General features: G+C 64.3%; 23 protein-coding genes. 20 read left to right on the top strand and 3 right to left on the bottom strand.

The genetic code is table 11. From position 1 onward, the window contains the following. The first annotated feature begins 67 nt into the window (after nucleotides 1-67). Nucleotides 68-1,657 (top strand): AMP-binding protein, encoded by a 1,590-nt coding sequence (locus AC5WEY_RS22790; RefSeq protein WP_495647659.1) that lies wholly within the window; start codon nucleotides 68-70, stop codon nucleotides 1,655-1,657. A 93-nt stretch (nucleotides 1,658-1,750) separates the two neighbouring features. Here the strand turns inward: AC5WEY_RS22790 and AC5WEY_RS22795 are convergent, their stop codons facing one another. Together AC5WEY_RS22795 and AC5WEY_RS22800 are read right to left on the bottom strand one after the other, a co-directional pair. Continuing rightward, nucleotides 1,751-2,716 (bottom strand): glucosyl-3-phosphoglycerate synthase, encoded by a 966-nt coding sequence (locus AC5WEY_RS22795; protein WP_495647660.1) that lies wholly within the window; start codon nucleotides 2,714-2,716, stop codon nucleotides 1,751-1,753. A 33-nt stretch (nucleotides 2,717-2,749) separates the two neighbouring features. Further along, entirely contained in the window at nucleotides 2,750-3,772 is a 1,023-nt protein-coding gene (locus AC5WEY_RS22800) for an alpha/beta hydrolase (protein WP_057475139.1), read from the bottom strand. A 261-nt stretch (nucleotides 3,773-4,033) separates the two neighbouring features. Between AC5WEY_RS22800 and AC5WEY_RS22805 the strand changes: the two genes are divergently transcribed. From AC5WEY_RS22805 to AC5WEY_RS22860, 12 genes are all read left to right on the top strand, one after another. After that, the gene (locus AC5WEY_RS22805) at nucleotides 4,034-5,482 is read left to right on the top strand and encodes a condensation domain-containing protein (protein ID WP_495647661.1); all 1,449 of its coding nucleotides are present in this window, start codon (nucleotides 4,034-4,036) and stop codon (nucleotides 5,480-5,482) included. After that, nucleotides 5,479-6,930 carry an MFS transporter gene (locus AC5WEY_RS22810; RefSeq protein ID WP_495647662.1) on the top strand — a complete coding sequence of 484 codons (1,452 nt, stop codon included), beginning with the start codon at nucleotides 5,479-5,481 and terminating at the stop codon, nucleotides 6,928-6,930. Before AC5WEY_RS22805 ends, AC5WEY_RS22810 begins: the two co-directional genes overlap by 4 nt. A 104-nt stretch (nucleotides 6,931-7,034) precedes the next feature. Next, on the top strand, nucleotides 7,035-8,243 hold the full coding sequence (locus AC5WEY_RS22815; RefSeq protein WP_495647663.1) for a lipase family protein: 1,209 nt from the start codon (nucleotides 7,035-7,037) through the stop codon (nucleotides 8,241-8,243). Then, on the top strand, nucleotides 8,240-10,006 hold the full coding sequence (locus AC5WEY_RS22820) for a CocE/NonD family hydrolase (protein ID WP_495647664.1): 1,767 nt from the start codon (nucleotides 8,240-8,242) through the stop codon (nucleotides 10,004-10,006). The genes AC5WEY_RS22815 and AC5WEY_RS22820 overlap by 4 nt, the downstream gene beginning before the upstream one ends. Nucleotides 10,007-10,041: 35 nt before the next feature. Beyond that, a complete protein-coding gene (locus AC5WEY_RS22825; RefSeq protein ID WP_442970895.1) occupies nucleotides 10,042-11,241 on the top strand; it encodes a lipase family protein in 1,200 nt (399 codons plus the stop codon). A gap of 167 nt (nucleotides 11,242-11,408) precedes the next feature. Continuing rightward, the gene (locus tag AC5WEY_RS22830) at nucleotides 11,409-11,942 is read left to right on the top strand and encodes a DUF3558 domain-containing protein (protein ID WP_495647665.1); all 534 of its coding nucleotides are present in this window, start codon (nucleotides 11,409-11,411) and stop codon (nucleotides 11,940-11,942) included. 19 nt (nucleotides 11,943-11,961) lie between these two features. Continuing rightward, a complete protein-coding gene (locus tag AC5WEY_RS22835; protein ID WP_495647666.1) occupies nucleotides 11,962-12,363 on the top strand; it encodes a hypothetical protein in 402 nt (133 codons plus the stop codon). A gap of 155 nt (nucleotides 12,364-12,518) precedes the next feature. Continuing rightward, complete coding sequence (locus AC5WEY_RS22840) at nucleotides 12,519-13,661, top strand: low temperature requirement protein A (RefSeq protein WP_495647713.1); 1,143 nt, start codon at nucleotides 12,519-12,521, stop codon at nucleotides 13,659-13,661. Further along, complete coding sequence (locus AC5WEY_RS22845) at nucleotides 13,658-14,413, top strand: phosphoglyceromutase (RefSeq protein WP_032380367.1); 756 nt, start codon at nucleotides 13,658-13,660, stop codon at nucleotides 14,411-14,413. The genes AC5WEY_RS22840 and AC5WEY_RS22845 overlap by 4 nt, the downstream gene beginning before the upstream one ends. A 137-nt stretch (nucleotides 14,414-14,550) precedes the next feature. Continuing rightward, complete coding sequence (locus tag AC5WEY_RS22850) at nucleotides 14,551-15,723, top strand: sensor histidine kinase (protein ID WP_495647667.1); 1,173 nt, start codon at nucleotides 14,551-14,553, stop codon at nucleotides 15,721-15,723. Then, nucleotides 15,720-16,409, top strand: a complete 690-nt coding sequence (locus AC5WEY_RS22855) for a winged helix-turn-helix domain-containing protein (protein ID WP_057475148.1) — start codon at nucleotides 15,720-15,722, stop codon at nucleotides 16,407-16,409. The genes AC5WEY_RS22850 and AC5WEY_RS22855 overlap by 4 nt, the downstream gene beginning before the upstream one ends. A 90-nt stretch (nucleotides 16,410-16,499) precedes the next feature. Then, nucleotides 16,500-17,663, top strand: a complete 1,164-nt coding sequence (locus AC5WEY_RS22860) for an IS30 family transposase (RefSeq protein WP_495647668.1) — start codon at nucleotides 16,500-16,502, stop codon at nucleotides 17,661-17,663. A 41-nt stretch (nucleotides 17,664-17,704) separates the two neighbouring features. Here the strand turns inward: AC5WEY_RS22860 and AC5WEY_RS22865 are convergent, their stop codons facing one another. Beyond that, nucleotides 17,705-18,457, bottom strand: a complete 753-nt coding sequence (locus AC5WEY_RS22865) for a DUF3109 family protein (RefSeq protein WP_495647714.1) — start codon at nucleotides 18,455-18,457, stop codon at nucleotides 17,705-17,707. A gap of 78 nt (nucleotides 18,458-18,535) precedes the next feature. Between AC5WEY_RS22865 and AC5WEY_RS22870 the strand changes: the two genes are divergently transcribed. The 7 genes from AC5WEY_RS22870 (at nucleotide 18,536) to AC5WEY_RS22900 (ending at nucleotide 23,859) form a co-directional block, all read left to right on the top strand. Continuing rightward, nucleotides 18,536-19,489, top strand: a complete 954-nt coding sequence (locus tag AC5WEY_RS22870; RefSeq protein WP_057475149.1) for a Ppx/GppA family phosphatase — start codon at nucleotides 18,536-18,538, stop codon at nucleotides 19,487-19,489. Next, nucleotides 19,486-20,619, top strand: coding sequence for an Rv0497 family membrane protein (locus AC5WEY_RS22875; RefSeq protein WP_495647669.1), 1,134 nt, complete (start codon nucleotides 19,486-19,488; stop codon nucleotides 20,617-20,619). The genes AC5WEY_RS22870 and AC5WEY_RS22875 overlap by 4 nt, the downstream gene beginning before the upstream one ends. An 11-nt stretch (nucleotides 20,620-20,630) precedes the next feature. Further along, entirely contained in the window at nucleotides 20,631-21,473 is an 843-nt protein-coding gene (locus AC5WEY_RS22880; RefSeq protein ID WP_495647670.1) for a sugar phosphate isomerase/epimerase family protein, read from the top strand. A gap of 22 nt (nucleotides 21,474-21,495) precedes the next feature. Next, complete coding sequence (locus AC5WEY_RS22885; protein WP_495647671.1) at nucleotides 21,496-22,353, top strand: thioesterase family protein; 858 nt, start codon at nucleotides 21,496-21,498, stop codon at nucleotides 22,351-22,353. A gap of 18 nt (nucleotides 22,354-22,371) precedes the next feature. Next, entirely contained in the window at nucleotides 22,372-23,187 is an 816-nt protein-coding gene (gene proC / locus AC5WEY_RS22890; protein WP_057475153.1) for a pyrroline-5-carboxylate reductase, read from the top strand. 127 nt (nucleotides 23,188-23,314) lie between these two features. Further along, nucleotides 23,315-23,551 (top strand): helix-turn-helix domain-containing protein, encoded by a 237-nt coding sequence (locus AC5WEY_RS22895; RefSeq protein WP_008713658.1) that lies wholly within the window; start codon nucleotides 23,315-23,317, stop codon nucleotides 23,549-23,551. A gap of 206 nt (nucleotides 23,552-23,757) precedes the next feature. Then, complete coding sequence (locus tag AC5WEY_RS22900; RefSeq protein WP_003402602.1) at nucleotides 23,758-23,859, top strand: 30S ribosomal protein bS22; 102 nt, start codon at nucleotides 23,758-23,760, stop codon at nucleotides 23,857-23,859. The last annotated feature ends 34 nt before the right edge of the window (nucleotides 23,860-23,893 follow it).

Genomic DNA, 23,893 nt, shown 5'->3' on the forward strand with positions numbered 1-23,893 from the left:
CTGTCCGATGTGACCGCTTTCACTGTAGGGTTCGGTCATTGTTGCCGCAGTTTTTCGAAGGAGAGCCATGAGCTTCCGCAGTCCCTTTCCCGACGTCGAGATCCCGAATCTCAGCGTCTACGACTTCCTGTTCGGCTCCATCGCCGAGTCCGATCTCGACAAGCCGGCGCTCATCGACGGCACGTCGGGTGACGTCACCACCTACAAGACGCTGATCGGCCAGGTCGACGCCATTGCAGGTGCGCTCGCCGCGCGCGGGCTCGAGGTCGGTGACGTCGTCGGACTGCATTCGCCCAACGTCCCCGCGTTCGCGTCGGTGCTGCACGGCATCCTGCGCGCAGGCGGAACCGCGACGACGATCAACGCCCTGTACACGGCCGAGGACATCGCCAAGCAGCTCACCGGGTCGGGCGCGAAGTTCCTGTTCACCGTCTCGCCGTTGTACCCGCAGGCGAAAGCGGCTGCGGACAAGGTAGGCATCGCTGCCGATCACGTCATCGTGCTCGACGGTGCCGAGGGCCACCCGAATCTGCGCGATCTTCTGACCCAGGGCGCGCCTGCCCCCGAGGTCTCGTTCGATCCGGCCACACACGTCGCCGTACTGCCGTACTCCTCCGGTACGACGGGTGTGCCGAAGGGCGTCATCCTCACTCACCGCAATCTCGTCGCGAACGTCGCACAGATGGAACCGCGGGTGGGCATCGACAGCGACGACGCGATCCTGGCGCTGCTGCCGTTCTTCCACATCTACGGCCTGACGGTGCTGCTCAACATCGCGCTGAAGTTGCGTGCGCATCTGGTGACGATGCCGAAGTTCGACCTCGTCGAGTTCCTTCGCATCATTCAGGACCAAAAGCTGACGTACCTGTTCATCGCACCACCGGTGGCCGTCGCGCTCGCCAAGCATCCGATGATCGATCAGTACGACCTCTCCAGCGTGCACACCATCTTCTCGGGCGCGGCCCCGCTGGACGAAGAACTAGGCAAGGCCGTCGCCCGCCGCCTGAACACGCGCGTGCGTCAGGGCTACGGCATGAGTGAGCTCAGCCCGGTCAGCCACGCGATCCCGTTCGATCGCGACGACATGCCGCTGAGCTCGGTGGGCCAGCCACTGGCCAACACCGAGAACAAGCTCGTCGACCCGGGCACGCTCGAGGAGATCGACCTGCCCACAGAGGGATTGAGCAAGCCCGGCGAGCTGTGGGTCAAGGGACCGAACGTGATGGCGGGATACCTCAACAACCCCACCGCCACCGCCGAGACCCTCGACTCCGACGGCTACCTGCATACCGGCGACATCGCCGTCGCGGACCACGAGGGCGTCGTCTACATCGTCGACCGCCTCAAGGAACTGATCAAGTACAAGGGCTACCAGGTACCGCCGGCCGAGCTCGAGGCTCTGCTGCTGACGCACGAGGAAATCGCCGACGCTGCTGTCATCGGTGTTCTCGACGACGAGGGCGAAGAAATCCCCAAGGCGTTCGTCGTCCGCCAGCAGGGTGCCACGATCGACGAGGAGGGCGTGATCGCCTTCGTCGCCGAGCGCGTCTCCCCGCACAAGAAGGTGCGACGCGTCGAATTCATCGACACGGTGCCGAAGTCGGCGGCGGGCAAAATTCTCCGTAAGGATCTGCGCGCGGCGGAGGCGGGTAAATAGGTTTCTGTTCCACGACAACACCCTGTCCCACACGCTGTGGGGCGGGGTGTTTGTCGTTGTGGCGCAACGTTTTACCAGGTGTGCCGTGCCGGGTCAGGCGGGTGCACTCATGGCTGGGCGTCGCGTGAGGCGGTTGTAGTCTTCGACGGTGATCAGCGGTGGGCGGTCGACCGAGGACAGCGGTGCCACACTCATCGAGAGCTGAGATCCCGTTGTCGAGAAGGTGGTGAAACCGGCACCGGAGTCGCTCAGTCCCAACCGCGAGAACATGGTGGCGATGATCTGGCGACTCATGACGGCCAGCTCGGAGGTCGGCCGATTGCGATGGCGGCGCGTACCGAGTCCGACCTGACCGATAGTGCCCGCACCCGAACGGTGATACGTATCGAGCAGCAGTCCGATCTCGACGCCGTAGCCGGGGGCGAAGGGCAGAGATTCCAGCAATCGGCGGGTGGCGGCGTACTCGCCGCCCAGCGGCTGGAAGACGCCGGCCAGCTCCGGGCGAAGTGCCGTCAGCAGGGGCCGCACCGTCAACTGGGTGACGCGTCCGCCGCCGTCCTCGTCGGTGCTGTCGCCGATCGTGAGCGGCCGACGGTAGAAGCCTTTGACCAGTTCGACGCCCTCGTGCATGAGCAGCGGGCCGACGAGCGACGGCACGAAGTGCGAGCCCGGCTCGACCAGATCCGAGTCGACGAACACCACGATGTCGCCCGAGGTGGCCGCTACTCCGCGCCACAGGACTTCTCCCTTTCCGCCGACGACGGGTTGGCCTGGGAGCACCTCTTCCCTGGAGACGACCGTGGCTCCGGCCGCGCGCGCCCGAACAGCCGTACGGTCGGTCGATCCAGAATCGAGGACGACCACTTCGTCGATGAGACTTCCCAGATGGGGAGTCATGGAGGCAATGACGTCCGCGACGGTGTCCTCCTCGTCGAGGGCAGGAAGGACGACCGAGATAGTTCGCCCGCGTTTTGCCGCGATGATGTCGGCGAGCGGCCACGGCGAACGGGCCCAGGTTGCGGCAAGAGCAGGAGTGCCCACGGTGTCGGTTCGGCTCATCGAGTTTCCTTCGTCATCGCTGGAAGTCACGGCTCAGGAGGTACCGGTCGGCAATCCCATCGACGGCGCGATCACCGACCACGAGTCGTGCAGGTCTTGTTGCCAATAGGCCCACGAATGGGTTCCGTTGGGGCGGAAGTTGTAGGTGGCAGGGATGTTCAGCTCCTGCAAGCGCTGCTTCATCTGATGCGAACACGAATCGGTGGTCGCCTCGATGACGGCACCGACGGCAACCTGCTGGGCGAGCTTGCCGTAGTCACTACCGATGCCGGGCGCGCCGGGGACATCGAACGCGCCGGGTGCTCCCGTTCCGCTCGAGATGTACACCGCGACTCCGCGCAGGCCTTCGGCGTGGACGTACGGGTCGTTGTCCATCCAGGCGGCAGAACCGGGGGGACCCCACATGTTCGCGGTGGATCCACCGCCGCGCGCCTCGACCACGGACCTGACGTACATCTCGCCGACCGGGTCACTGGTTCGTGCACATCCGCTGTACGAGGCCACGGAGCGGTACACGGACGGGTGGGCGATGGCCAACTGCAGAACCGACGTCCCGGCCATCGAGATACCTGCGACCGAATTGACGCCGTTGCTCTCGAGCACTGCGTTCATCAACGGCGGCAGTTCGAGACCGAGAAACGTGGACCACTTGTTTCGGCCCAGCACCGGGTCGTCGTGCAACCAGTCGGTGTAGTAGCTCGCGGCGCCACCCCGTGGTACCACCACGTTGACGTTCTTGTCACCGAAGAAGCCCGCGATGTCGGTCTGATCGAACCAGCTGCTGCCGCCGTCGCCGCCGGCTGCGCCGTTGAGCAGGTAGAGGGTCGGTGCACCGGGTTCCACGGCTCGAAAGATGTCGACGACGATATCGCGGTCCATCGCCGCCGAATGCACGTGCACGATGTCGCGGCGTTCCCCGTTTCCTTCGATTCCGACGACCGACGACGCTGTCTCGGCACTTGCCACTGGTGCTGTGCCCGACGTGAGAACAACGACGGTCGCAAGCACACTCAGGGCCGAAACGGTCGCATCACGCAGGCGGTATCGGTCGATCATCTACCGTTCCTGACATCGTTGGGGCAGCGCGGAGCCTGGTTCTCGGTCTGCGCGATGAGTGTCCGACGTTAGAGCGATTGTCTGGCCTCCACCACAATCTTGACGATCCTTCAGTTCTGACACAGATATCCCGGGCATTTTTGTCGTTTCTCCAAAATGCCGCGCTGTGGGGTGTTGTCCGTCTCGCTCGAATGATGCACTGGCCCCTCCGACGCACCCCACTGCGTTGCGTCGTATCTCTCCCTCTCGAAAGGTTGTGTCGTGGTTGCATTCGGACTCATCGACGAGTGGACGCCCGCTCCGGGACCACTCACCACGTGGTCACCTACCGACGCCTCGCGGGGCGCTGCCGCTGCAGCACCCGTTCATCCGGCACGTCCGTCCCACATACAGCAGGCGTACCTCGAGGCCGCGTTCCGCAATCGAGGATCGTCGTTTCGCTTCTCCAGGCTGTGCCTCGTCACGTTCCGCATCGAAGGGAAATTGGACAGTGCGGCCATGGGGCAAGCGTTCAATACGTTTGTCAAGCGCCATGATTCGTTCTCGAGCTGGTTCGAGACCACGGCGGCCGGATCGGTGCGCCACGTCGTCGACGTCGACGACATCGTGCTCGAGCCGACCGACTTCGGTGTGCCCGCGAGTGCGGACGATATCCGCCGGCACGTGCAGGACACCACTCCGGGTCCGGAGAGTTGGGACTGTTTCTCCTTCGGAACGATCGAGCACGACGACCATTTCGTGGTGTACGCAGCCGTCGATCACCTGGACACCGACGGTATTTCGCAGGCGCTGACGTACTACGAGCTGGGACAGCTCTATCGCAACGCGGTGACCGGAGAGGCGAACGGACTGTTCACCCCGGGCAGCTACATCGAGTACTGCCGGCGAGAGCGCACCGAGAGCGACACCACGACCCTGGACTCTCCGGCCGTTCAGACCTGGATCGATCTGGTGACCGACAACGGTGGCGATCTTCCGACGTTCCCACTTCCGTTGGGGCGCAACAGTGTCGACTACACCAGGACGTCGCACAATTCGTTCCCGCTGTTCGACGGCGCGAAGGCCCAGGCCGTCGACGCGGCATGCGCGGGAGTGGGAGCCAAATTCATCGGAGGCATCTTCGCTGCGGCGGCGTTGGCGGAATACGAGTTGGCCGGCCGAGACACCTACCTGGGTCTGACGCCGAAGAGCACCCGGTCATTGCCGGGCGAATTCGTCTCGGTCGGTTGGTTTTCGAGCCTCGTTCCCGTGCAGTTCGAAGTGGGCTCGCAGCCGACATTTCTGACCCTGGCAGTCCGGGCTCAGCAGGCCTTCGATTCCGGCAAACTGCTGGCGAACACCTCCTACCATCGAGTTCTCGAACTGGTCGGCCCGGAACACGGAATCACCACGCAACCGGGCTGGAGCGCTCCGATGATCTCGTACGTCGACGTCCGAAAGCTGCCCGGTGAAGCCGAACTCGACGCGGCCGGGGCCGGCTTGTACGGAAACCGAGGTAGCTCGGAAGAAGTCTTCATGTGGATCAATCGATTCGAAGATCACACCGGCGTCGAATTTCTGTACCCGGGAACGGACGAGGCCGATCGGTCGATCGATCTCTACTTCGCCAAGATCTTCGAGATCTTCACTGCCGTGGTCGAATCGGGCGACTACGCACCGCAGCTGCCCGATGCGAGCACGCTCGAGCTTCCGGACGTCAGCAGGGTATGACAAAACGACACAGCGGCTCGTGGCTGACGCTGTGCGCCTGTTTGCTGGCCGTGTCGATGCAGATGATCGACGTCACGGCCGTCACCGTTGCGCTGCCCACGATCGCCCGAGACCTCGACGCGACTGGTGCACAGCAGGTCTGGGTACCAGCGGCGTACCTTCTGGCGTTTGCGTGCGCGCTCCTCACGATGGCGAGAGCAGGTGAGGTGTTCGGGCGCAGAAACACGTTCGTCGTCGGCACGGCACTGTTCGCGTCGACGTCGGTGTTGTGCGCGTACGCGCCCAGCATCGAGCTGCTGATCTTCGGTCGTGTCCTGCAAGGGATTGCGGGCGCGGCCATGTCGGCCCAGACCGTGGCCATCGTGACCGCAACCTACTCCGGTTCACGGCGTACCACTGCATTCGCCTTGTACGGCGGCACGGCAGGGCTCGCAGGTCTGGCCGGACCGGCAATCGGCGCGGTCCTGATTCACCTCGACATCCTCGGAACAGGATGGCGCGCAATATTTTTGGTCAACGTTCCGATTTCGGTTGCCGCAATCGTCCTCGCTCGGCGATATGTCTCCGCTGGTTCCGGGCACGCGCTGTCGGCCGGCCTCTTCGATCCGATCGGGGTTGCCCTGTGGTCGATCGGTGCCGTGTCGATCGTGTACCCCATCATGACGAGCTCGCGCCCGATGGACGCGGTACCCGCTCTCGGCATCGGCCTGGTTCTGTTGGCCCTGTTCGCGATGTGGGAACGGCACAGGACCGCAGCGGGTGCACACGTCATGGTCGATACCCGAGTCTTCGCCGAGCGGGGGTTCGCGTACGGATGCGTCGTCTCGGCGCTGGTGTACGGCACCTTCACCGGATTCGTGCTGACGATGTCGGTGACGTTGCAGACCGGACTGGGAGACAGTGCGACGACGGTGGGAGCCATCACGATTCCTTTTGCTCTCGGAGCCATCGTGGCGTCCTTGGCCGCGCCGATAGCGTTCCGCCGCTGGGACTCTCGCGTGGTGGCAGTAGGTGCAGCGACGATGGGCGCATCTCTGTTCGTCCTCGGTAGCGCCGTCGACTACCTCGATCGCCCCGGCTTTCCGTGGTCGATGACCGTCCCGCTGATTCTGGTCGGCGCCGGCCTCGGATCGGTGATCGCTCCGCTGCAGAGCACCATCGTCGCCCGGGTGACACCGGACGCCATCGGTTCCGCGTCGGGGATCATGCCGACGGTCCAGCAGGTCGGGTCGGCCGTGGGTACTGCGGTCACCGGTGCCGTGTATTTCGCGTTGCTTCCCGTGCAGGCCGCGGCACCGGATCATCTGGCCGCGCAGCAAACGGTGCTGTTCGGGCTCGCAGCGACGATGGCCGTGGCCACCGCTGTCGCTATGGCACTGCCGCCCGGCATCCGAGTCACCGCCGAGAGCGTCGACAAGCCGTTGACAGCAACCCGGAGGTCACCGTGACTGCCAGGCCCCCGAACGACAAGTGCCGATCCGAACATCGACGTGAGACTTCCCCGGTCCGAAGACTGGCCCGGGCCCAATGGAAATCGAGAAGAGCTTTCATCATGCGCCGCACCCTCTTGACCCTGACGACCGTCGTCGGGCTGATGTCGATGCTGTTCGTCGCCGCGCCACACGCATCTGCCGCGCCGACCGACCCGGCACCGGTCCCCGGGACGCTCTACGCGTCGGTACCGGATCTGTCCGGTTTCGCGAACGGTGATGTCGTTGCGAACAGGCGGTTTTCGAGTCCCCTTTACCCCGGGGCCGACATCTGGCAGCTCCAGTACCGATCCTCCGACTCCAGGGGCGACGCGATCGCCGCTGTGACCACCGTTCTCGCGCCGGCGAACCGCACACCCGGTGGGCCTCTGCTGTCCTATCAGCCGTTCGTCAACGCGCTCGGGTTGCAGTGCGCGCCGTCGGAATCGTTGTTCGGGGCCGATCCGACGACCGGTGTTCAGGAGCGTGAATTCCTCAACCTGGCCCTGATGCGTGGCTGGTCGGTCGCAATTCCGGACCACCTCGGTCCCAAAAGTGCTTATGGCGCAGCCAAGCTCGGTGGTCAGATCACCCTCGACGGCATTCGTGCCGCGCAGCGTGTCCCCGAGCTCGGGCTGTCGGCCGGCCCGGTCGGAATGGTCGGATATTCGGGCGGCGGAATGGCGACGGCGTGGGCCGCAGCGCTCGCTCCGAGCTACGCACCCGAGCTGAATATCGTCGGTGCCGCTGCCGGAGGAGTGCCGGCCGATCTGGACAACATCGCCCGCGCGCTGGGCTTCCAACCGCACCAGGCATTCGGGCTCGCGTTTGCCGCGGCTCTCGGACTCGAACGCGAGTACCCCGACCGTCTACCGATCACGGCTCAGCTCAATCCCACCGGTCTGGCGTTGAAGGATCAGGTCTCGAATGCGTGCACACCGGTGATCCTCGCTACCGGAGCCTTCAAGAGTGCACTGGCGGTCTCGACCACCACGTCGTTGGTGGACAGTCCGGAGGCGCAGCAGATCATCGACGAGAACAGCCTGGTCAAGTACTCCGGTGTGCCGACTGCACCCACGTTTCTGTGGGGAAGCGACAACGATCCCTTGATTCCGATCGGGGCCCTGCGTGACACCGCCGCGCGATACTGCGCGAGTGGCGCGACGCTGCAGTTCGACGTCGTACATGCCCCGCAGCACATTCAGGCGGCGTTCGAGGGTCTTCCTGCCGCGCTTACATTCCTGGACAACAGGTTTCGGGGTGTCGCACCGCCGACGAACTGCGTCCGATGAAGTTGTTCTCGACGGTTGTCGGTGTCACCGCGACCGCTCTGGTCGTGGCCGCCGCGCCTGCTCATGCTGCGGACCTTCCGGTGTTGGCTCCGCAATCGTTCGGCGACTTCTCGGTGCAGACTCGATATTTCGACGTCGCGGTGGGTCCGGATCGGGATCAACACTGCACCGTGGTGGGCGACATCTACGTCCCGACCGCTCTGGGACCGAACAACCGGGCCCCGGCCATCCTGACCAGCAACGGGTTCGGCGGATCCAAGGACGACCAAGCGGGTGCCGCGGCGAGATTCGCGACCCACGGTTACGTAGTTCTGTCCTACTCGGCCTTGGGTTTCGGCGGCTCGACGTGCAAGATATTTTTCGCCGATCCCGATTACGACGGCATGGCGGCGTCGGACCTCATCGGGTACCTTGCCGGTGACAGCGAAGGCGTGTTCACCGATGCCGCGCTCTCCGTCGAAGCCCCTGTTCTGGATGTGGTTCGCCTCGATGCTCCGCAGGACCCCCGCGTCGGCTATCTCGGTGGTTCCTACGCCGGTGCAACGGGATTGGCGGCAGCGTCGGTGGATTCTCGACTCGATACCGTCGCATCGATGATCACGTGGAACGACCTGGCTCGTTCGCTCGCCCCGGACGGAGCCGGGCGTAGGTCGGTCGGCCCGGTCAAGAGCGTGTTCGGTTCGGCTTTCCTGGCGGCCGGTGCCATCCTCACCGGCCCGGGCGGGTACGCAGCCGATCCGGCGCGGGCACAGGGGTGCCCGAACTACGCCCAGTGGGTGTGCGACGCCGCATCCGCCTTCGCTGCCAATCGCGAACCGGACCCGGGAACGCTGGCGGCGATGCGTCACGTCTCACCCGTGGACTATCTCGATCGAGTGGACGTTCCGGTTCTGCTCACGCAGGGCCAGAAGGATTCACTGTTCAGCCTCGACGAAGCAGCCGCAACGTTCGAGACTCTGCGGGCGCGCGGAGTGGAGACGTCGATGGTCTGGCATTCGTGGGGGCACAACGATCGGAAAGGTTATCCGGGAGAATTCGACATCAAGGCCCCCGACCCGTTCAATCAGCACGAAGCGGCACTGGTGGGCAATTGGCTCGACCGACACCTCAAGGATCGTGACGTCGACCCGGGGCCGGCATTCACCTACTTCCGGGACTGGGTGCCCTACAGCGGTGTCGCGTCGCCGGCCTACGAGGAATCGGACACATTTCCTGTCGGCACCAGACGCACATTCACAGTGGCAGACGGCACGTTGTCCGAGGGTGTTGCCTCGAACAATGCTTGGGCGCAGACGATTCGGGATGCGGGTTCGCCGATGCACACCACAGTGGGGCTACCGAACATCGCCGCAGAGGTTCCCGTTCCTCGGGTCTCGCTACCAGGTTCCGCAGCGACCTGGACAACCGCGCCACTGGCCGAACCGGTCGACGTCGTTGGCGCTCCCGAGCTGTCCATCAGCCCCACGACGTCCGGGCCTGCGACGGTCTTCGTCACCGTGCTGGACGTCGCACCCAACGGTGCACGGAGTCCCATTCACGGGCTCGTTGCACCCGCCGTCCTCACCGGATCCGCAGAACCGGTGACGATCTCGCTCCCCAGCATCGTCCATCGATTCGACCGCGGCCATCGCATCGGCGTCGACATCACCGCGTCCGATCCGTCCTTCGCCGGTGGACCCGGCCCGGCGGACGTCACCTTCTCCTCGACGGATCCGATCAACCAGTTCTCCTTGCCCACAGTGCCCATGAACTCAGTGCCGTGACACTTCGATCTGCTTACTCCGAAAGGCTCGCCGTGATCCGAAAACTTTTTGCCCTGGCTTCTATTCTGGTGGCGCTCTGCGCGTCCCTGTTCGCAACGGGTGCAACAGCTTCGGCTGCTCCTGCGCCGACTGCCCCCGATCCGGACGTCTTCTATGCGGCACCGGCCGACATTGCCGATCACGCACCGGGTGACATCCTCGCCAGCCGTCGCGCCGACGCCTGGATGTACCCCAACACCGACATCTGGCAGCTCAAGTACCGGTCGACCAACTCCGCCGGTGCTCCCGTTGCTGCGGTGACCACCGTGCTGATGCCGCGAGGTAGAGGTGCGGGAACGCCGCTCGTGTCGTATCAGGCTGTCATCAATGCTCTGGGCGTCAAATGCGCACCGTCGCACGGTCTTTTCACGTACGAGATCGGTGAGTCTCCGAGCCTGTACGTCGGCATGGTCGCGCGCGGATGGGCGGTTGCGGTGCCCGATTACCTCGGACCGACCGGAGCCTACGGCGCTGCCGAGTACGAAGGTCGGTTGACTCTCGACGGTGTACGCGCTGTGCAGAACTTCGAGCAGCTGCCGCTGAAGGACAGCCCGGTCGCACTGCTGGGCTACTCCGGCGGTGCGCTGGCAACATCATGGGCCGGTGCCATGGCACCCACTTACGCCCCCGAGCTGAACATCGTGGCCAGCGTGCACGGTGGAACGCCCGCCGACCTGGGATTGATCGCAAAGAACCTGGGCTACAGTGCGATTCCGCACCCCGCTTTCGGTATGGCACTCGCGGCATCGCTGGGACTCGAGCGCGAATACCCGACCGAGTTCCCCGTCTCGGAGAACTTGAATGCGGCGGGACTGGCACTACGAGATCGTGTCAGCAACGAATGCCGGCGCCCCATCATCATCGGCGGAGCGTTCAAGAGCGCGAGAGATCTGTCCAAAGTCGACATCGCATCGCTGCCCTCTGCGCAGGCGGTGTTGAAGAAGAACAGTCTCGTCGACTACGAAGGCGTCCCCACGGCGCCGGTGTACATCTGGCACGGCATCAACGACTTCATCACCCCGTTCGCGCCGGTGAAGGAGACGGTCGATCGCTACTGCGCAGCGGGTGCCACCGTTCAGTTCCGGGCTTACCCGTTGGCGGAGCACTTCAGTGGATCGCTGGTCGGATTGCCCGAGGCCTACGCCTACGTCGACGCACGATTCCGAGGTGAGCCGGCACCGTCGAATTGCGGTTGATCACCTGTCGGTGGTGACCTCACACCCTTTTTGTCGACTGCGCGCCCTCGCTCCGAAGTGAGCGGGGGCGCGCAGTCGGTAGTAGGGGTGTGAGGTCTATGTGGAACCGAGGCGATGTACGCCGCGTCCAACCAGGTGTGAGTGCAACGCGGTGCTGGGTGACGGGTGTGGCCGGCGTGATGGTGCTGGTCGCCGGATGTGGTGAATCGACGACGGATGCGCGGGCGGCTGAGCCGCCGACGTCGGCGATTGCTGCGCCGATCGCGGCTGAGCCCTGGGATCCGTGCACCATCCCGGACAGTGCCGTCGAGGCGGCGGGATTGGATGTGGGGAGCAAGAGCACGAATCTGTTCGGAGACGCCCCGCTGTCCAACGACTGGAAGACGTGCATCTGGACAGATCCCGACCCTGGTTCGTGGTACTTCCTGGGAGTGTTCTCCTCGACTCATGACCTCAGGTATGTCGAAGCGAACGACCAGTTCGACAGCTTCACTGCCGCTGACGAAGACGGTTTCGTGCAATTCAGACGTACCGCGAATTACGACGAAGTCAGCTGCGGCTCCGCGTATGAAGTTGCCGGGGGAATCGTGTACTTCATTCTCGACGGGAGGGCTGGGCGCGAGCCGATGGGGGATCCGTGTTCGGAAGTCGGTCGGGTCACGAAATCGTTGCAGACCAACCTGCCCGCGCGGGCACGATAGACAGAAAGGCTGCGGTTCGATGGCTTCTGGAGACGGCGATCTGTTCGAGTCGATGCAGTATTGGCGAGACCTTTCGGAGCGCGCCGAAGAAGGGTTGATGGAAATTCCTGCGGACGTTGCTGCTCGGTGCGACCAGGTCTGCGCCGAATACATCGACCACTTGGCAGGAATGCTGGGGAAAACGAAATTTCTGGTCGACGTCGATGCATTCGGCACTCTTCCGTCAGCCCAGATGTTGGGTGCGAAGTTCAAGCGACTGGCCGATGGCGAACAAGGCTCGGCCGCTGTTGTCATCCGTCAGCACATCGAGGTCATCGAATTGATGCGTTCGGTTTTTCGTCGCTATTTTGTCGAGACCGAGGCGGTCGACCAGAGTGTCGGAGCTCGGATCGGCGGTATCGGATCAGCTCCGGGGGAGTAGGCCCGCAACCTCACACCCCTTTTCTCGACCGCGCACCCCCGCTACGCCCTGAATCCCGGCGCGCGGTCGGCAAAAAGGGTGTGAGGTCCCGCAACTAAATGCGCTGCATGACTTAGTCTGCGTTCGTGAATCTCTCCACTGGGCGTCTGGTGCCGATGCGGCCGCGTGATCCGAACGAACCACATCGTGCTGCTAGTCCGCTCGAATTGTTCTTCGACCTCGTGTTCGTCGTGGCCGTGAGTATCGCTGCGGTGGAGCTCCATCACGCGCTCACCGAGAACCACGTTGCCGACGGTCTGCTCAGCTACGCGCTCGTGTTCTTCGCCATCTGGTGGGCGTGGATGAACTTCACGTGGTTCGCCACGTCCTTCGATACCGACGACTGGCTGTATCGGACGTTGACCGTCGTACAGATGGCTGGTGTCCTGGTGCTCGCCGCCGGAGTCGAATCGGCGTTCGTGGACAAGAACTTTGCGATCGTGGTGCTCGGCTACGTCGTGATGCGCGTGGCCATGGTGACGCAGTGGGTTCGAGCGTCTCGGTCGAGTGAATACAGGAAGACTGCACTGTCGTACGCGATAGGCATTGCGGGAGTACAGGTTCTGTGGATTCTCTGGCTGCTGCTGTTCGACGGCACGGTGGCCGTCGTGTTGTTCTTTGTCTTGGCAGCTGCGGAGATGTCGGTTCCATTGATCGCCGAACGCAGTCGCTCGACGCCATGGCATCCGCACCACATCACCGAGCGCTACGGGCTATTCACGCTGATTCTGCTCGGCGAAAGTCTGCTCGCATCGGCCAACGCCATCATCGAAGCGCTACACGACGAGACGGCCCTGGCACCGTTGATCTCGATTTCCGTCCTCACCCTCGTCGTCACCGCGAGCCTGTGGTGGATCTACTTCTGGCCGCCGCATCACCGGGCTATCGGAAAGTTCGGCAACTCGCTGATCTACGGCTACGCGCACTACTTCATCTTCGCGGCCGCAGGCGCGTTCTCGGCCGGCATCGAGGTGGAGATCGATGTGCTCACCGAACACAGCAAGCTGGGCGACGTCGCCGCCTCGTTCACCGTCACGGTTCCGATCGCGATATTCGTCCTCGGAGTCTGGCTGATCGCCATCCGAGCCCACGCGGACCGCGTCGTCAACATCGCAGTTCCGGCAGGCGCACTACTCGTGCTGTTCGACCCCGTCATTCCCATTCCGATCACTCTCACCGCCGTCGTCATGATCGTGGTCGTCGGCGTGCTCGTCGCACGCAGGCCGGCGGAGTCAGAACATGAGAAACTGACCACATGAGTATCGGAACCCTGATTCTGCTCCGTCACGGCGAGAGCGAATGGAACGCGTCCAACCAGTTCACCGGCTGGGTCGACGTGCGACTGACCGAGAAGGGGGAGGCCGAGGGCAAGCGCGCCGGCCAGCTCCTCGCCGAGGCGGGTGTACTGCCCGACCTGCTGTACACCTCGCTGCTGCGTCGCGCGATCAGCACCGCGAACCTCGCGCTCGACGCGGCCGACCGCCACTGGATTCCCGTCGTACGCGACTGGCGTCTGAACGAACGGCACTACGGCGCGCTGCAGGGCTTGAACAAGGCCGAGACCAAGGACAAGTACGGCAACGAGCAGTTCATGCTGTGGCGTCGTAGCTACGACACCCCGCCGCCCGCCATCGAGGTCGGCAGCGAGTTCAGCCAGGATGCAGATCCCCGATACGCCGATCTGGACAGCGTTCCGCTGACCGAATGCCTCGCCGACGTCGTCGAGCGGCTGATCCCGTACTTCGAGGAGACGATCGTCGCCGACCTGAAGGCAGGCAAGACCGTGCTCGTCGCCGCGCACGGCAACTCGCTGCGCGCGCTCGTGAAGTACCTCGACGAGATCTCCGACGCGGACATCGCCGAACTGAACATTCCCACCGGAATCCCACTGCAGTACGACCTCACCGAGGTCGACGGGAAGTTGAAGCCCACCAACCCGGGCGGCACCTACCTCGATCCGGAAGCAGCGGCCGCAGGTGCTGCTGCCGTGGCAAACCAGGGTGGTAAGTAACTCCACCGCGCACAAACCGGCAGTTTGTCGAAACTGCAGGTGAACGAACGAAGAACACTGCCGACGAGGACTATGACGACCAGGGAAATGCCTGCACCCTGCGTATGTGAGCTGTCCATCGAACGTACGATTCCGGTGTGAGTGTCGCATCGGCCGTACTACTGGCAATTGCCGCGGCCTTCGTGGGATACCTCGTCGGCGGTGTTCTTATTCCGTACCTCAACACTCGGCACTCGGAGCGTCGCCGCGCCACGTCCGGCTTGACGATGTCGCAGGTACTGGATCTGATCGTGCTCGCGTCGGAGAGCGGCATCGCCGTCGTCGATCAGTTTCACGACGTCGTGCTGTCGAATCCGCGGGCCGAGGAGCTCGGTTTGGTGCGTAACCGTTCCATCGACGAACGCGCCTGGGCTGCCGCGACGAAAGTGCTGTCCGACGGCAATGCCGTCGAAGTCGACCTCAGCTCCAAAGCCCCGCGACCGGGACGCGACAAGATCGCCGTCCGTTGCGTCGCGCGCCTGCTCAGCAAGGAAGACCGACGTTTTGTGGTGCTCTTCGCCGACGACGATTCCGAGCAGGTGCGGATGGAAGCCACGCGTCGCGACTTCGTGGCCAACGTCAGCCACGAACTGAAGACACCCGTCGGTGCGATGAGCCTGCTCGCCGAGGCGCTGCTCGAATCCGCCGACGATCCGGATTCCGTCAGGCACTTCGGTGGCAAGGTAGTCGCCGAATCCAAACGTTTGGGCAACATGGTGACCGAGCTGATCGCGCTGTCGCGATTGCAAGGTGCCGAGAAGCTGCCCGACCTCGAGGTCGTCGACGTCGACACCGTCGTCAACGAGGCGATGGACCGCTCCAAACTCGCCGCCGAGAACGCCGGTATCTCCGTCACCACCGATCACCCGAGCGGACTCGAAGTGCTCGGCGACCAAGCGCTACTGGTGACCGCGCTCGCCAACCTCATCCAGAACGCGATCGCCTACTCCTCCAACGGCTCACCAGTCTCGGTCAGTCGGGCACTGCGCGGTTCGAACGTCGCGTTCGCCGTCACCGACCGCGGAATCGGTATCGCCAAAGCGGACCAGGAACGCGTCTTCGAGAGATTCTTCCGCGTCGACAAAGCTCGGTCGCGGGCCACCGGCGGCACGGGCCTCGGCCTGGCCATCGCCAAACACGTCGCAGCCAACCACAACGGCAGCATCTCGTTGTGGAGCAAGCTGGGCACCGGATCCACCTTCACCCTCCAGATCCCCGCGTACTTCGAAGAAGAAGACGACGCTGCGGTTACAGAAAGAGAGAATCAGTGACCAACGTTCTGATCGTGGAAGACGAAGAGTCGTTGGCCGATCCACTGGCCTTCCTGCTCCGCAAAGAAGGGTTCGACGCCACAGTCGTCGGCGACGGACCGTCGGCCCTGGCCGAATTCGACCGCGCCGGAGCGGACATCGTGCTGCTCGATCTCATGCTCCCCGGGATGAGCGGCACCGATGTGTGCAAGCAATTGCGTTCGCGCTCAGGCGTTCCCGTCATCATGGTGACCGCGCGCGACAGCGAGATCGACAAGGTGGTCGGGCTCGAACTGGGAGCGGACGACTATGTCACCAAGCCGTACTCGGCACGCGAGCTCATCGCGCGTATTCGCGCCGTTCTCCGCCGCGGCAGTGACGCCGAGGTCGACGGCGGAGTCGACACCGGGGTGCTCGAAGCCGGGCCGGTGCGGATGGACGTCGAACGCCACGTGGTGATGGTGGGATCCGAGCAGATCACGTTGCCGCTCAAGGAATTCGATCTGCTCGAGTACCTACTGCGTAACTCCGGTCGAGTGCTCACCCGCGGACAGTTGATCGACCGGGTGTGGGGAGCCGACTACGTGGGCGACACCAAGACACTGGACGTGCACGTCAAGCGTCTGCGCTCGAAGATCGAGGCCGACCCGGCCAAGCCGGAACACCTCGTCACCGTGCGCGGGCTGGGCTACAAGCTCGAGGGGTAGAGCCTGCGGCATGTGAACGGAACTTCGTAGTGGGCTACGGGCGGATTCGAGCGGTGGTTGCAACGTGCCTGATCATTAGGGATGTTTGCGATGGTTCACCCGGGTTTCTCTCATCAGGTTCGGATGACGTTCTGGTCACTGCGTAGCAGTGGCGTGACGGTCAAGGACGCTGCCCTCGCGGTCGGGATCAGCGAGGGCAGCGGCTGGAATTGGGTGTACGAACGCGGTGGTGTGCGACCACGCTCGACGCCACCACCGACGGGCCGTTTCCTCTCACTGGAGGAACGGGAGTTCATCGCCGACGGTGTCCGGGACGGGTGGACGATGACCGCGATCGCGACATGCCTTAGCCGAGCGGTGTCGACGATCAGTCGAGAACTCAAGCGGCACACTTATTCTCGAGGTCGATACAAGCCGCATCAGGCCGAACGTGATGCCCGAAAGGCAGCCAAACGCCCGAAGAAGGGCAAGCTCGAGCTCACACCGTTACTGCGGGATCGGGTGCAGGCGCTGCTCGAGTTGGACTACTCGCCCGAACAGATCTCGGCGACACTGAGGAAGGAATTTCCTCACTCGCCGGAGATGCATGTGTCGCACGAAACGATCTACCAAAGCTTGTACGTTCAGAGCAAAGGTGGCCTGACCAAGGAGCTGACCAGGCACCTTCGGACGGGTCGGCCGGTGCGTCTCGCGCATCGCCGTACCACCGAACGGCGATCACGCATCCCGGGGATGGTCAACATTTCCGAGCGGCCCGCCGAGGTCGCCGACCGCAACGTTCCCGGCCATTGGGAGGGTGATCTGATCATCGGTACCAAGGGCGGGTCGGCGATCGGGACGTTGGTCGAGCGGACGTCGAGGTTGGTGATGTTGCTGCATCTGCCCACCGATCATTCCGCGGCGTCGGTGGCCGAGGCGATGACGGCGAAGATCGCGGAACTGCCTGCGGCACTGATGCGTTCGATCACCTGGGATCAGGGCCGGGAGATGGCCAAGCATGCCGAGATCACCATCGCCACAGGGGTGCAGATCTATTTCTGTGATCCGCACTCCCCGTGGCAGCGGGGCACCAACGAGAACACCAACGGTCTGCTCCGTCAGTACTTCAAGAAGGGCACCGATCTGTCGGTGCACGGTCCCGAACGGCTCGACGAGGTCGCCGCTTTACTGAACAACCGCCCCAGAAAAACCCTGGGGTGGGATACTCCCCTGGAGGAGTACAACAAACGACTGCTCGTTGCGACGACCACGTGAACCCGTCACGAATTTCCGCTCACGTGCGGCGAAGCCGCTCTCTACCGGCGCTGCGCCTCACGCGTGGCCGGATGGATCGCGATCAGACCCAGGCCACGGCGACGCTTGCACAGTGACGCCAATTCGTCGTAGGCCGCTTTGCCGAGCAGCTCGGTCAATTCCGGCTTGTAGGACTCGAACACCTGCTTCGCGCCGACGTGAGCGTCGGGGGAGCCGGAGCAGTACCAGTGCAGATCGAGGCCGCCTTCGCCCCAGCCGCGTCGGTCGTACTCGCCGATCGTGGTCTTGAGAATCTCCGAGCCGTCCGGCCGCGTCACCCAGTCCTGAGTGCGCCGGATCGGCAGCTGCCAGCAGACGTCCGGCTTGACCTCCAGCGGTTCGATGCCCTTGCGCAGCGCCATCGTGTGCAGCGCGCACCCGATACCGCCCTCGAATCCGGGACGGTTCTGGAAGATGCAGGCACCCTTGTACCGGCGCGTTCGCAGTGACTGCTCGTCGTCGAGATCGTCGTATTCGACGTATCCCTTCTTGCCCAGACCCTTGTCCATGAGCTGCCAGTCCTGCGGGGTGAGCAACTTCACCGACTCGTCGAGTTTGCGCTTGTCGTCCTCGTCGGACAGGAATGCCCCGTGCGAGCAGCATCCGTCGTCCGGCCTGCCCTCGACGGTTCCCTGGCATGCCGGAGTGCCGAAGACGCAGGTCCAGTTGGACAGGAGCCACGTCAGGTCGGCGGCGATGAGGTGTTCCGAATTATCTGGATCGGGGAATTCGACCCACTCTCGCGGGAAATCCATCTCGACCTCTGCAGCGAACGGTGGCTGCTCACGACCTGCTGTCACAAACGACGACGCTAGACCCAGTACCGTGGACCTGTGCGATTAGGGGTGCTCGACGTCGGTAGCAACACGGTGCATCTGCTTGTCGTGGACGCCCACCGCGGCGCTCACCCCACCCCGATGAGTTCGAGCAAGGCGACGCTGCGCCTCTCCGAGAACACCGATGCGCACGGAAATATCACCCCTGTGGGCGCGGATCGCCTCGTGAACGAGGTTCGTGAGTTCGCCGCCATCGCCGAACGGTCGGGTTGCAGTGAACTGATGGCATTCGCCACCTCCGCAGTGCGCGATGCCTACAACTCGGACGACGTACTGGCGCGAGTACTCGCCGAAACCGGCGTGACCTTGCAGACCCTCTCCGGCGTCGACGAAGCGCGGCTGACATTTCTCGCGGTTCGACGCTGGTACGGCTGGAGCGCCGGCCGCATCCTCGGACTCGACATCGGCGGCGGATCGCTCGAACTGGCCAGCGGAAGCGACGAGAATCCGGACGTCGCGTTCTCTCTGCAGCTCGGTGCCGGTCGCCTCACCCGCGATTGGCTCGACGAGGATCCACCGGGCAAGCGTCGTATCGCGGTTCTCCGTGACTGGCTGGACGCGGAATTGGCGACCCCAGCGAAGGAGCTGCTCGCAGCCGGCGACGCCGACCGGGCCGTGGGAACGTCGAAGACATTCCGTTCGTTGGCTCGCTTGACCGGTGCCGCGCCCTCCGCGGCCGGTCCGAGGGTGACGCGGACGCTCACCGCGAGCGGCTTGAGGCAACTCATAGCCTTCATATCGCGGATGACGGCCGCCGACCGTGCAGAATTGGAAGGCGTCAGCGCCGACAGGTCGCCACAACTGGTGGCCGGGGCATTGGTAGCGGAGGCGAGCATGCGGGCATTGTCGGTGGAGTCACTCGAGATCTGCCCGTGGGCGCTGAGGGAAGGTTTGATTTTGAGGAAGCTGGACACCGAAACCGACGGCGATCTGGTGGGGAGTTCGAGATGAGCGAGAACAATCCAGAAGACACCGGGCAGATCTCGGTTGCCGAACTGTTGGCCCGAAACGGCCAGCAGACGAATCTGAGTTCGGGCGGACGCCGTCGTCGAGGAGTCAAGGGCGGCATTTCCGTCGCCGAGCTCACCGGTGAAATCCCGGTCGTCCGTGACGAGCCGGGCAGCCGTATTGCCCCGGTTGTAGACGCGCCGCCCCCGGCCGCTCGCGTCGAGGCCGTCGACGACCGTGTGACGGACGACGACCGTGTGACCCCCGACGACCGTGTGACACCGGACGCGCCCGCATCACCGTCCTCGCGGCCCCAGCCGGCCAGGCCGCAGAGCGCTCGCCCGACCGCGTTTCAACCGGCCGGCAAACGCGAGAAGCAGCAGCCCGAGCCCGAACTGCTGTCCGGCTCCACCACGGTCGCCGGTGACCTGCTGAACCGGTCGCACGACGACACCGAGCGGGGTCAACGCCCGGCTGCATCCACCACGCCGAACCGGCAGCCGTATGGATCGACCGCAGCCGAACAGGGACGGAACCGCAAGCCCACTGGCTTCGCAGCGCCGCGCCAGGTCGAGGTGGCCGAGACCGATACCGACGTCACCCCGCGAGCAGCGGTCCTCGACGCCGAGGACGTCGCCAAGACGGTGGTGTCTCCGCGTATTGCGCGCACCGACGATACGGAATCCGACGCGACCGACAAGGTCGTGTCCACCGACGCACCTGCGACATCCGCTGCCACCGAGGCCGTCGATCTCGTCAAGACGAGTACAGGGCGCGACAAAGAGGACGACACTGCTGCGGAACCGGAGGCCGACGCGAGCCCGGGGACCCGATCCGGCCGCCGTACTTCGGCCGCCAAGGGCAAGGGCGGTGCCGTTCGACAGTGGCTCGTGCTCATCGGCCAGGCCGTAGTGGCCGTTGTTGTCGGCGCACTGCTGTTCAAGGGCTTCGAGCAACTGTGGGACGTGCTGCCATGGGTCGCCCTGGTGCTGTCGGTGTTGGTGATCGTCGGTCTCGTCGCTGTGGTGAGAATTCTGCGACGCACCGACGACCTGATATCGATCGTGATTGCGATCGCCGTGGGTGTGTTCGTGACGCTCGGTCCGCTCGCCTTCCAGCTCAGTACCGGCTGAGCTGACACCGAATGGCACCGCAGCGAATACACGTAGGACTGTCCACGGCATCGGTGTACCCGCAGAACACCGAGGCGGCGTTTCGTTACGCAGCCGAACTCGGCTACGACGGCGTGGAGCTGATGGTGTGGGCCGAGTCGGTCAGCCAGGACGTCGACGCGGTGGCCGCACTCTCGCGGGAGTATTCGATCCCGGTGCAGGCCATTCACGCGCCCTGCCTGTTGATCTCGCAGCGGGTGTGGGGCTCGGATCCGATCGCCAAATTGGCGCGATCGGTCGAGGTGGCCGAGAAACTGGGTTCGGCTACCGTCGTCGTGCATCCGCCGTTCCGCTGGCAACGTAAGTACAGCGAGGGCTTCGCCGATCAGGTAGCGGAACTGGAGGCGAACTCGCACGTGGTGGTCGCCGTCGAGAACATGTTTCCGATGCGTGCCGACAGATTCTTCGGACGCAAGGAGAAATCTGCGCAGCGACTGGAACGACGGGGTGGCCCGGGAGCAGCCCTGTCGGCGTTCTCCCCGTCGTACGACCCGACGGATGTCGGCCACGGTCACTACACCCTCGACCTGTCGCACACGGCCACCGCAGGCTCCGACGCCCTCGAGATGCTCGATCGGATGGGCGAAGGCCTCGCGCACCTGCATCTGGCCGACGGCCGAGGCGCGTCCGTCGACGAGCATCTGATTCCCGGGCACGGCAGTCAGCCGTGCGCGGAGGTGTGCACCGAACTCGTGCGCCGCGGCTTCGACGGTCAGGCAGTGATCGAGATCAACACGCAGAACGCGCGGACGGTCCCCGAGCGTTCCTCGATGCTCGGACAAGCACTGCAGTTCGCCCGCGCACACCTGTCCTGAGGCCGCCGGTAAGTTGTCGGGAATGAGTTCTGCCAGCCCTTTCAAGGCCGCCACCACCCTGACCGCGCTCGACGTCGCTGCCGACACTGCGTCGTTCGCCGGTGCGATCGACTCCACCTGGACCATCGGCCCGAAGGTGCACGGTGGGGCCATGCTCGCGGTGTGCGCCGCGGCAGCGCGTCAGCAGATCGTCCTGACCGACCCGGAGCAGGCCGAGATCCAGCCGCTGGCGGTGAGCGTCAGCTACCTTGCCGCTCCCGATCCCGGCGAGGTCGCGCTCACGACGATCGTGCGCAAACGGGGTCGCCAGGTCTCGCACGTCGACGTCGAGCTCACCCAGGCCGGACGCGTTGCCGTGCGAGCGGTGGTCACTCTCGGTCGACCGGATTCCGAGAACCCGCACCACGAGACGCCGACGTCGCTGGCGCAGATGGCCGTGGAGCCTCCCGCAGAGACCCTCGCGGTGGCGGGCGGTCACCCGATGGCGTCCATCGTGCATGTCGCGAAGGGCTGTGAGATGCGCATCGACGCGTCGTCGGCGTCCTTCCTGACCGGTCAGCAGGGCGAGGCGGAGATCAGGTTGTGGGTGCGTCCCTTCGCGGGCGACGAGGCCGACGTCGACACGGCCGTGCTGTTCGCACTGATGGCCGGGGACATCTCCGCTCCGGTGACCATGAACCGCGGAATGTTCGGTTGGGCTCCGACCGTGCAGTTGACGACCTACCTGCGGCGCCGTCCCGCACCGGGGTGGCTGCGCGTGGCTGCGACCAGCACCGTCATCGGCAGTACCTGGTTCGAGGAGGACCACGTGATCCTCGACTCGACCGGTGCAGTCGTGGTGCAGAGCCGACAGTTGGCGATGGTGCCGCGCTCGAACTGACATGGCAGGCTTGGCCGCATGACGAGAATTGCAGTGATCGGCGGCGGACGGATCGGCGAGGCGTTGATTGCGGGACTCCTCGAGTCCGGCCACGCAGTGCGCGATCTGGTGGTCGCCGAGAAATCCGAGTCCCGCGCCAAGGAAATCGCGAAGGAATTCGGCGTACTGACCACCACCGTCGCCGATGCGTCCGAGGGTGCCGACGTGATCGTGCTGGCGGTCAAGCCGGCCGACGTCGATACCGCGCTGACCGAAATCACGAAGATCGAGCTCGACGGCGATCGCGAACAACTGATCGTCTCGCTGGCCGCAGGCGTCCCCACCACCAAATTCGAGCCCAAGCTCCCCGCAGGCTTTCCTGTCGTCCGAGTCATGCCCAACACCCCGATGCTCGTGGGGGAGGGCGTCAGCGTGTTGGCGCCGGGCAAGTACGCCCGCGCCGAGCACCTCGAACTGGTCCGGTCCATCCTCTCGGCCGTCGGCAAGGTCGTCGTGGTCAAGGAACATCAGCTCGACGCCGTGACGGCCGTATCCGGATCGGGTCCGGCCTATTTCTTCCTGGTCGCCGAGTCCATGATCGACGCGGGAGTGGGCCTGGGATTGCCGCGCGACGTGGCGTCGGCGCTCGTGATTCAGACGATGGTGGGGGCCGGGGCGATGCTGGATCGGTCCGACGAGAGCGCGAACGAACTCAGATACGCCGTGACCTCGCCGGGCGGTACGACGGCCGCAGCAGTGCGAGAATTGGAACGAAATGGCCTCCGAGCAGCGTTTTTCGATGCTCTCGGTGCTGCCAACGCCCGATCGATTGAGATGGGCATCACAGCGGATTGAAAAATCTTTTCCCCACTCCCGTCGCAGTAACCCCATCTGTCCCTATAGGCTCGGGGGCAGCACGTGCGTGTCTGTTCGGCAGGAGGGGAAGCCTGCCGCATGAGACGTGCCGGAGGTATGTGGATTGATGGCGTCTATAAACAAGCCGTCCAAGGGTTCGTCCCCGGACGGTCAACCGGCTCTGGCCGGAACGCAGTTCCTCACTGTCGCTGAAGTGGCGACGTTGATGAGGGTTTCGAAAATGACCGTGTACCGGCTGGTACACGGCGGAGAATTGCCCGCTGTACGAGTGGGTCGGTCTTTTCGTGTGCACGCCAAGGCGGTGCACGACTATCTCGAGACCTCGTACTTCGACGCAGGCTAGTAGTGCACGCGGGGCCGGTTTCGTAAGTGCCGGTTCGGACCGGTAGGATTGGCGCTCGTCGTGCCAGCCAGCCGGTGTGCAGCCGTGGGCGAGTACGTGGCCCCAGCGCCAGCTCGGTAACCGCAGCTCTGTTGGGCTTGGTTGTCAGGTAGGCGTACGCAAACGGCGTGCGCGAAAACGCTAGAGAAGAACGTGAGGACACCCGCATGGGTTCAGTGATCAAGAAGCGTCGCAAGCGCATGTCGAAGAAGAAGCACCGCAAGCTGCTTCGTCGTACCCGCGTGCAGCGCAGGAAACTCGGCAAGTAATTCTGCCGGCATAGCTTTCACCAGGAGGCCCGTC

It is taken from the genome of Rhodococcoides sp. S146-33, from assembly GCF_059489205.1.

Bases quoted from the DNA above. Each gene is read 5' to 3' on its own strand.
- AC5WEY_RS22790 (WP_495647659.1), top strand. From the start codon at position 68: ATGAGCTTCCGCAGTCCCTTTCCCGACGTCGAGATCCCGAATCTCAGC.
- AC5WEY_RS22795 (WP_495647660.1), bottom strand. From the start codon at position 2,716: ATGAGCCGAACCGACACCGTGGGCACTCCTGCTCTTGCCGCAACCTGG.
- AC5WEY_RS22800 (WP_057475139.1), bottom strand. From the start codon at position 3,772: ATGATCGACCGATACCGCCTGCGTGATGCGACCGTTTCGGCCCTGAGT.
- AC5WEY_RS22810 (WP_495647662.1), top strand. From the start codon at position 5,479: ATGACAAAACGACACAGCGGCTCGTGGCTGACGCTGTGCGCCTGTTTG.
- AC5WEY_RS22815 (WP_495647663.1), top strand. From the start codon at position 7,035: ATGCGCCGCACCCTCTTGACCCTGACGACCGTCGTCGGGCTGATGTCG.
- AC5WEY_RS22820 (WP_495647664.1), top strand. From the start codon at position 8,240: ATGAAGTTGTTCTCGACGGTTGTCGGTGTCACCGCGACCGCTCTGGTC.
- AC5WEY_RS22835 (WP_495647666.1), top strand. From the start codon at position 11,962: ATGGCTTCTGGAGACGGCGATCTGTTCGAGTCGATGCAGTATTGGCGA.
- AC5WEY_RS22840 (WP_495647713.1), top strand. From the start codon at position 12,519: ATGCGGCCGCGTGATCCGAACGAACCACATCGTGCTGCTAGTCCGCTC.
- AC5WEY_RS22845 (WP_032380367.1), top strand. From the start codon at position 13,658: ATGAGTATCGGAACCCTGATTCTGCTCCGTCACGGCGAGAGCGAATGG.
- AC5WEY_RS22860 (WP_495647668.1), top strand. From the start codon at position 16,500: ATGGTTCACCCGGGTTTCTCTCATCAGGTTCGGATGACGTTCTGGTCA.
- AC5WEY_RS22865 (WP_495647714.1), bottom strand. From the start codon at position 18,457: ATGGATTTCCCGCGAGAGTGGGTCGAATTCCCCGATCCAGATAATTCG.
- AC5WEY_RS22875 (WP_495647669.1), top strand. From the start codon at position 19,486: ATGAGCGAGAACAATCCAGAAGACACCGGGCAGATCTCGGTTGCCGAA.
- AC5WEY_RS22880 (WP_495647670.1), top strand. From the start codon at position 20,631: ATGGCACCGCAGCGAATACACGTAGGACTGTCCACGGCATCGGTGTAC.
- AC5WEY_RS22885 (WP_495647671.1), top strand. From the start codon at position 21,496: ATGAGTTCTGCCAGCCCTTTCAAGGCCGCCACCACCCTGACCGCGCTC.
- proC (WP_057475153.1), top strand. From the start codon at position 22,372: ATGACGAGAATTGCAGTGATCGGCGGCGGACGGATCGGCGAGGCGTTG.
- AC5WEY_RS22895 (WP_008713658.1), top strand. From the start codon at position 23,315: ATGGCGTCTATAAACAAGCCGTCCAAGGGTTCGTCCCCGGACGGTCAA.
- AC5WEY_RS22900 (WP_003402602.1), top strand. From the start codon at position 23,758: ATGGGTTCAGTGATCAAGAAGCGTCGCAAGCGCATGTCGAAGAAGAAG.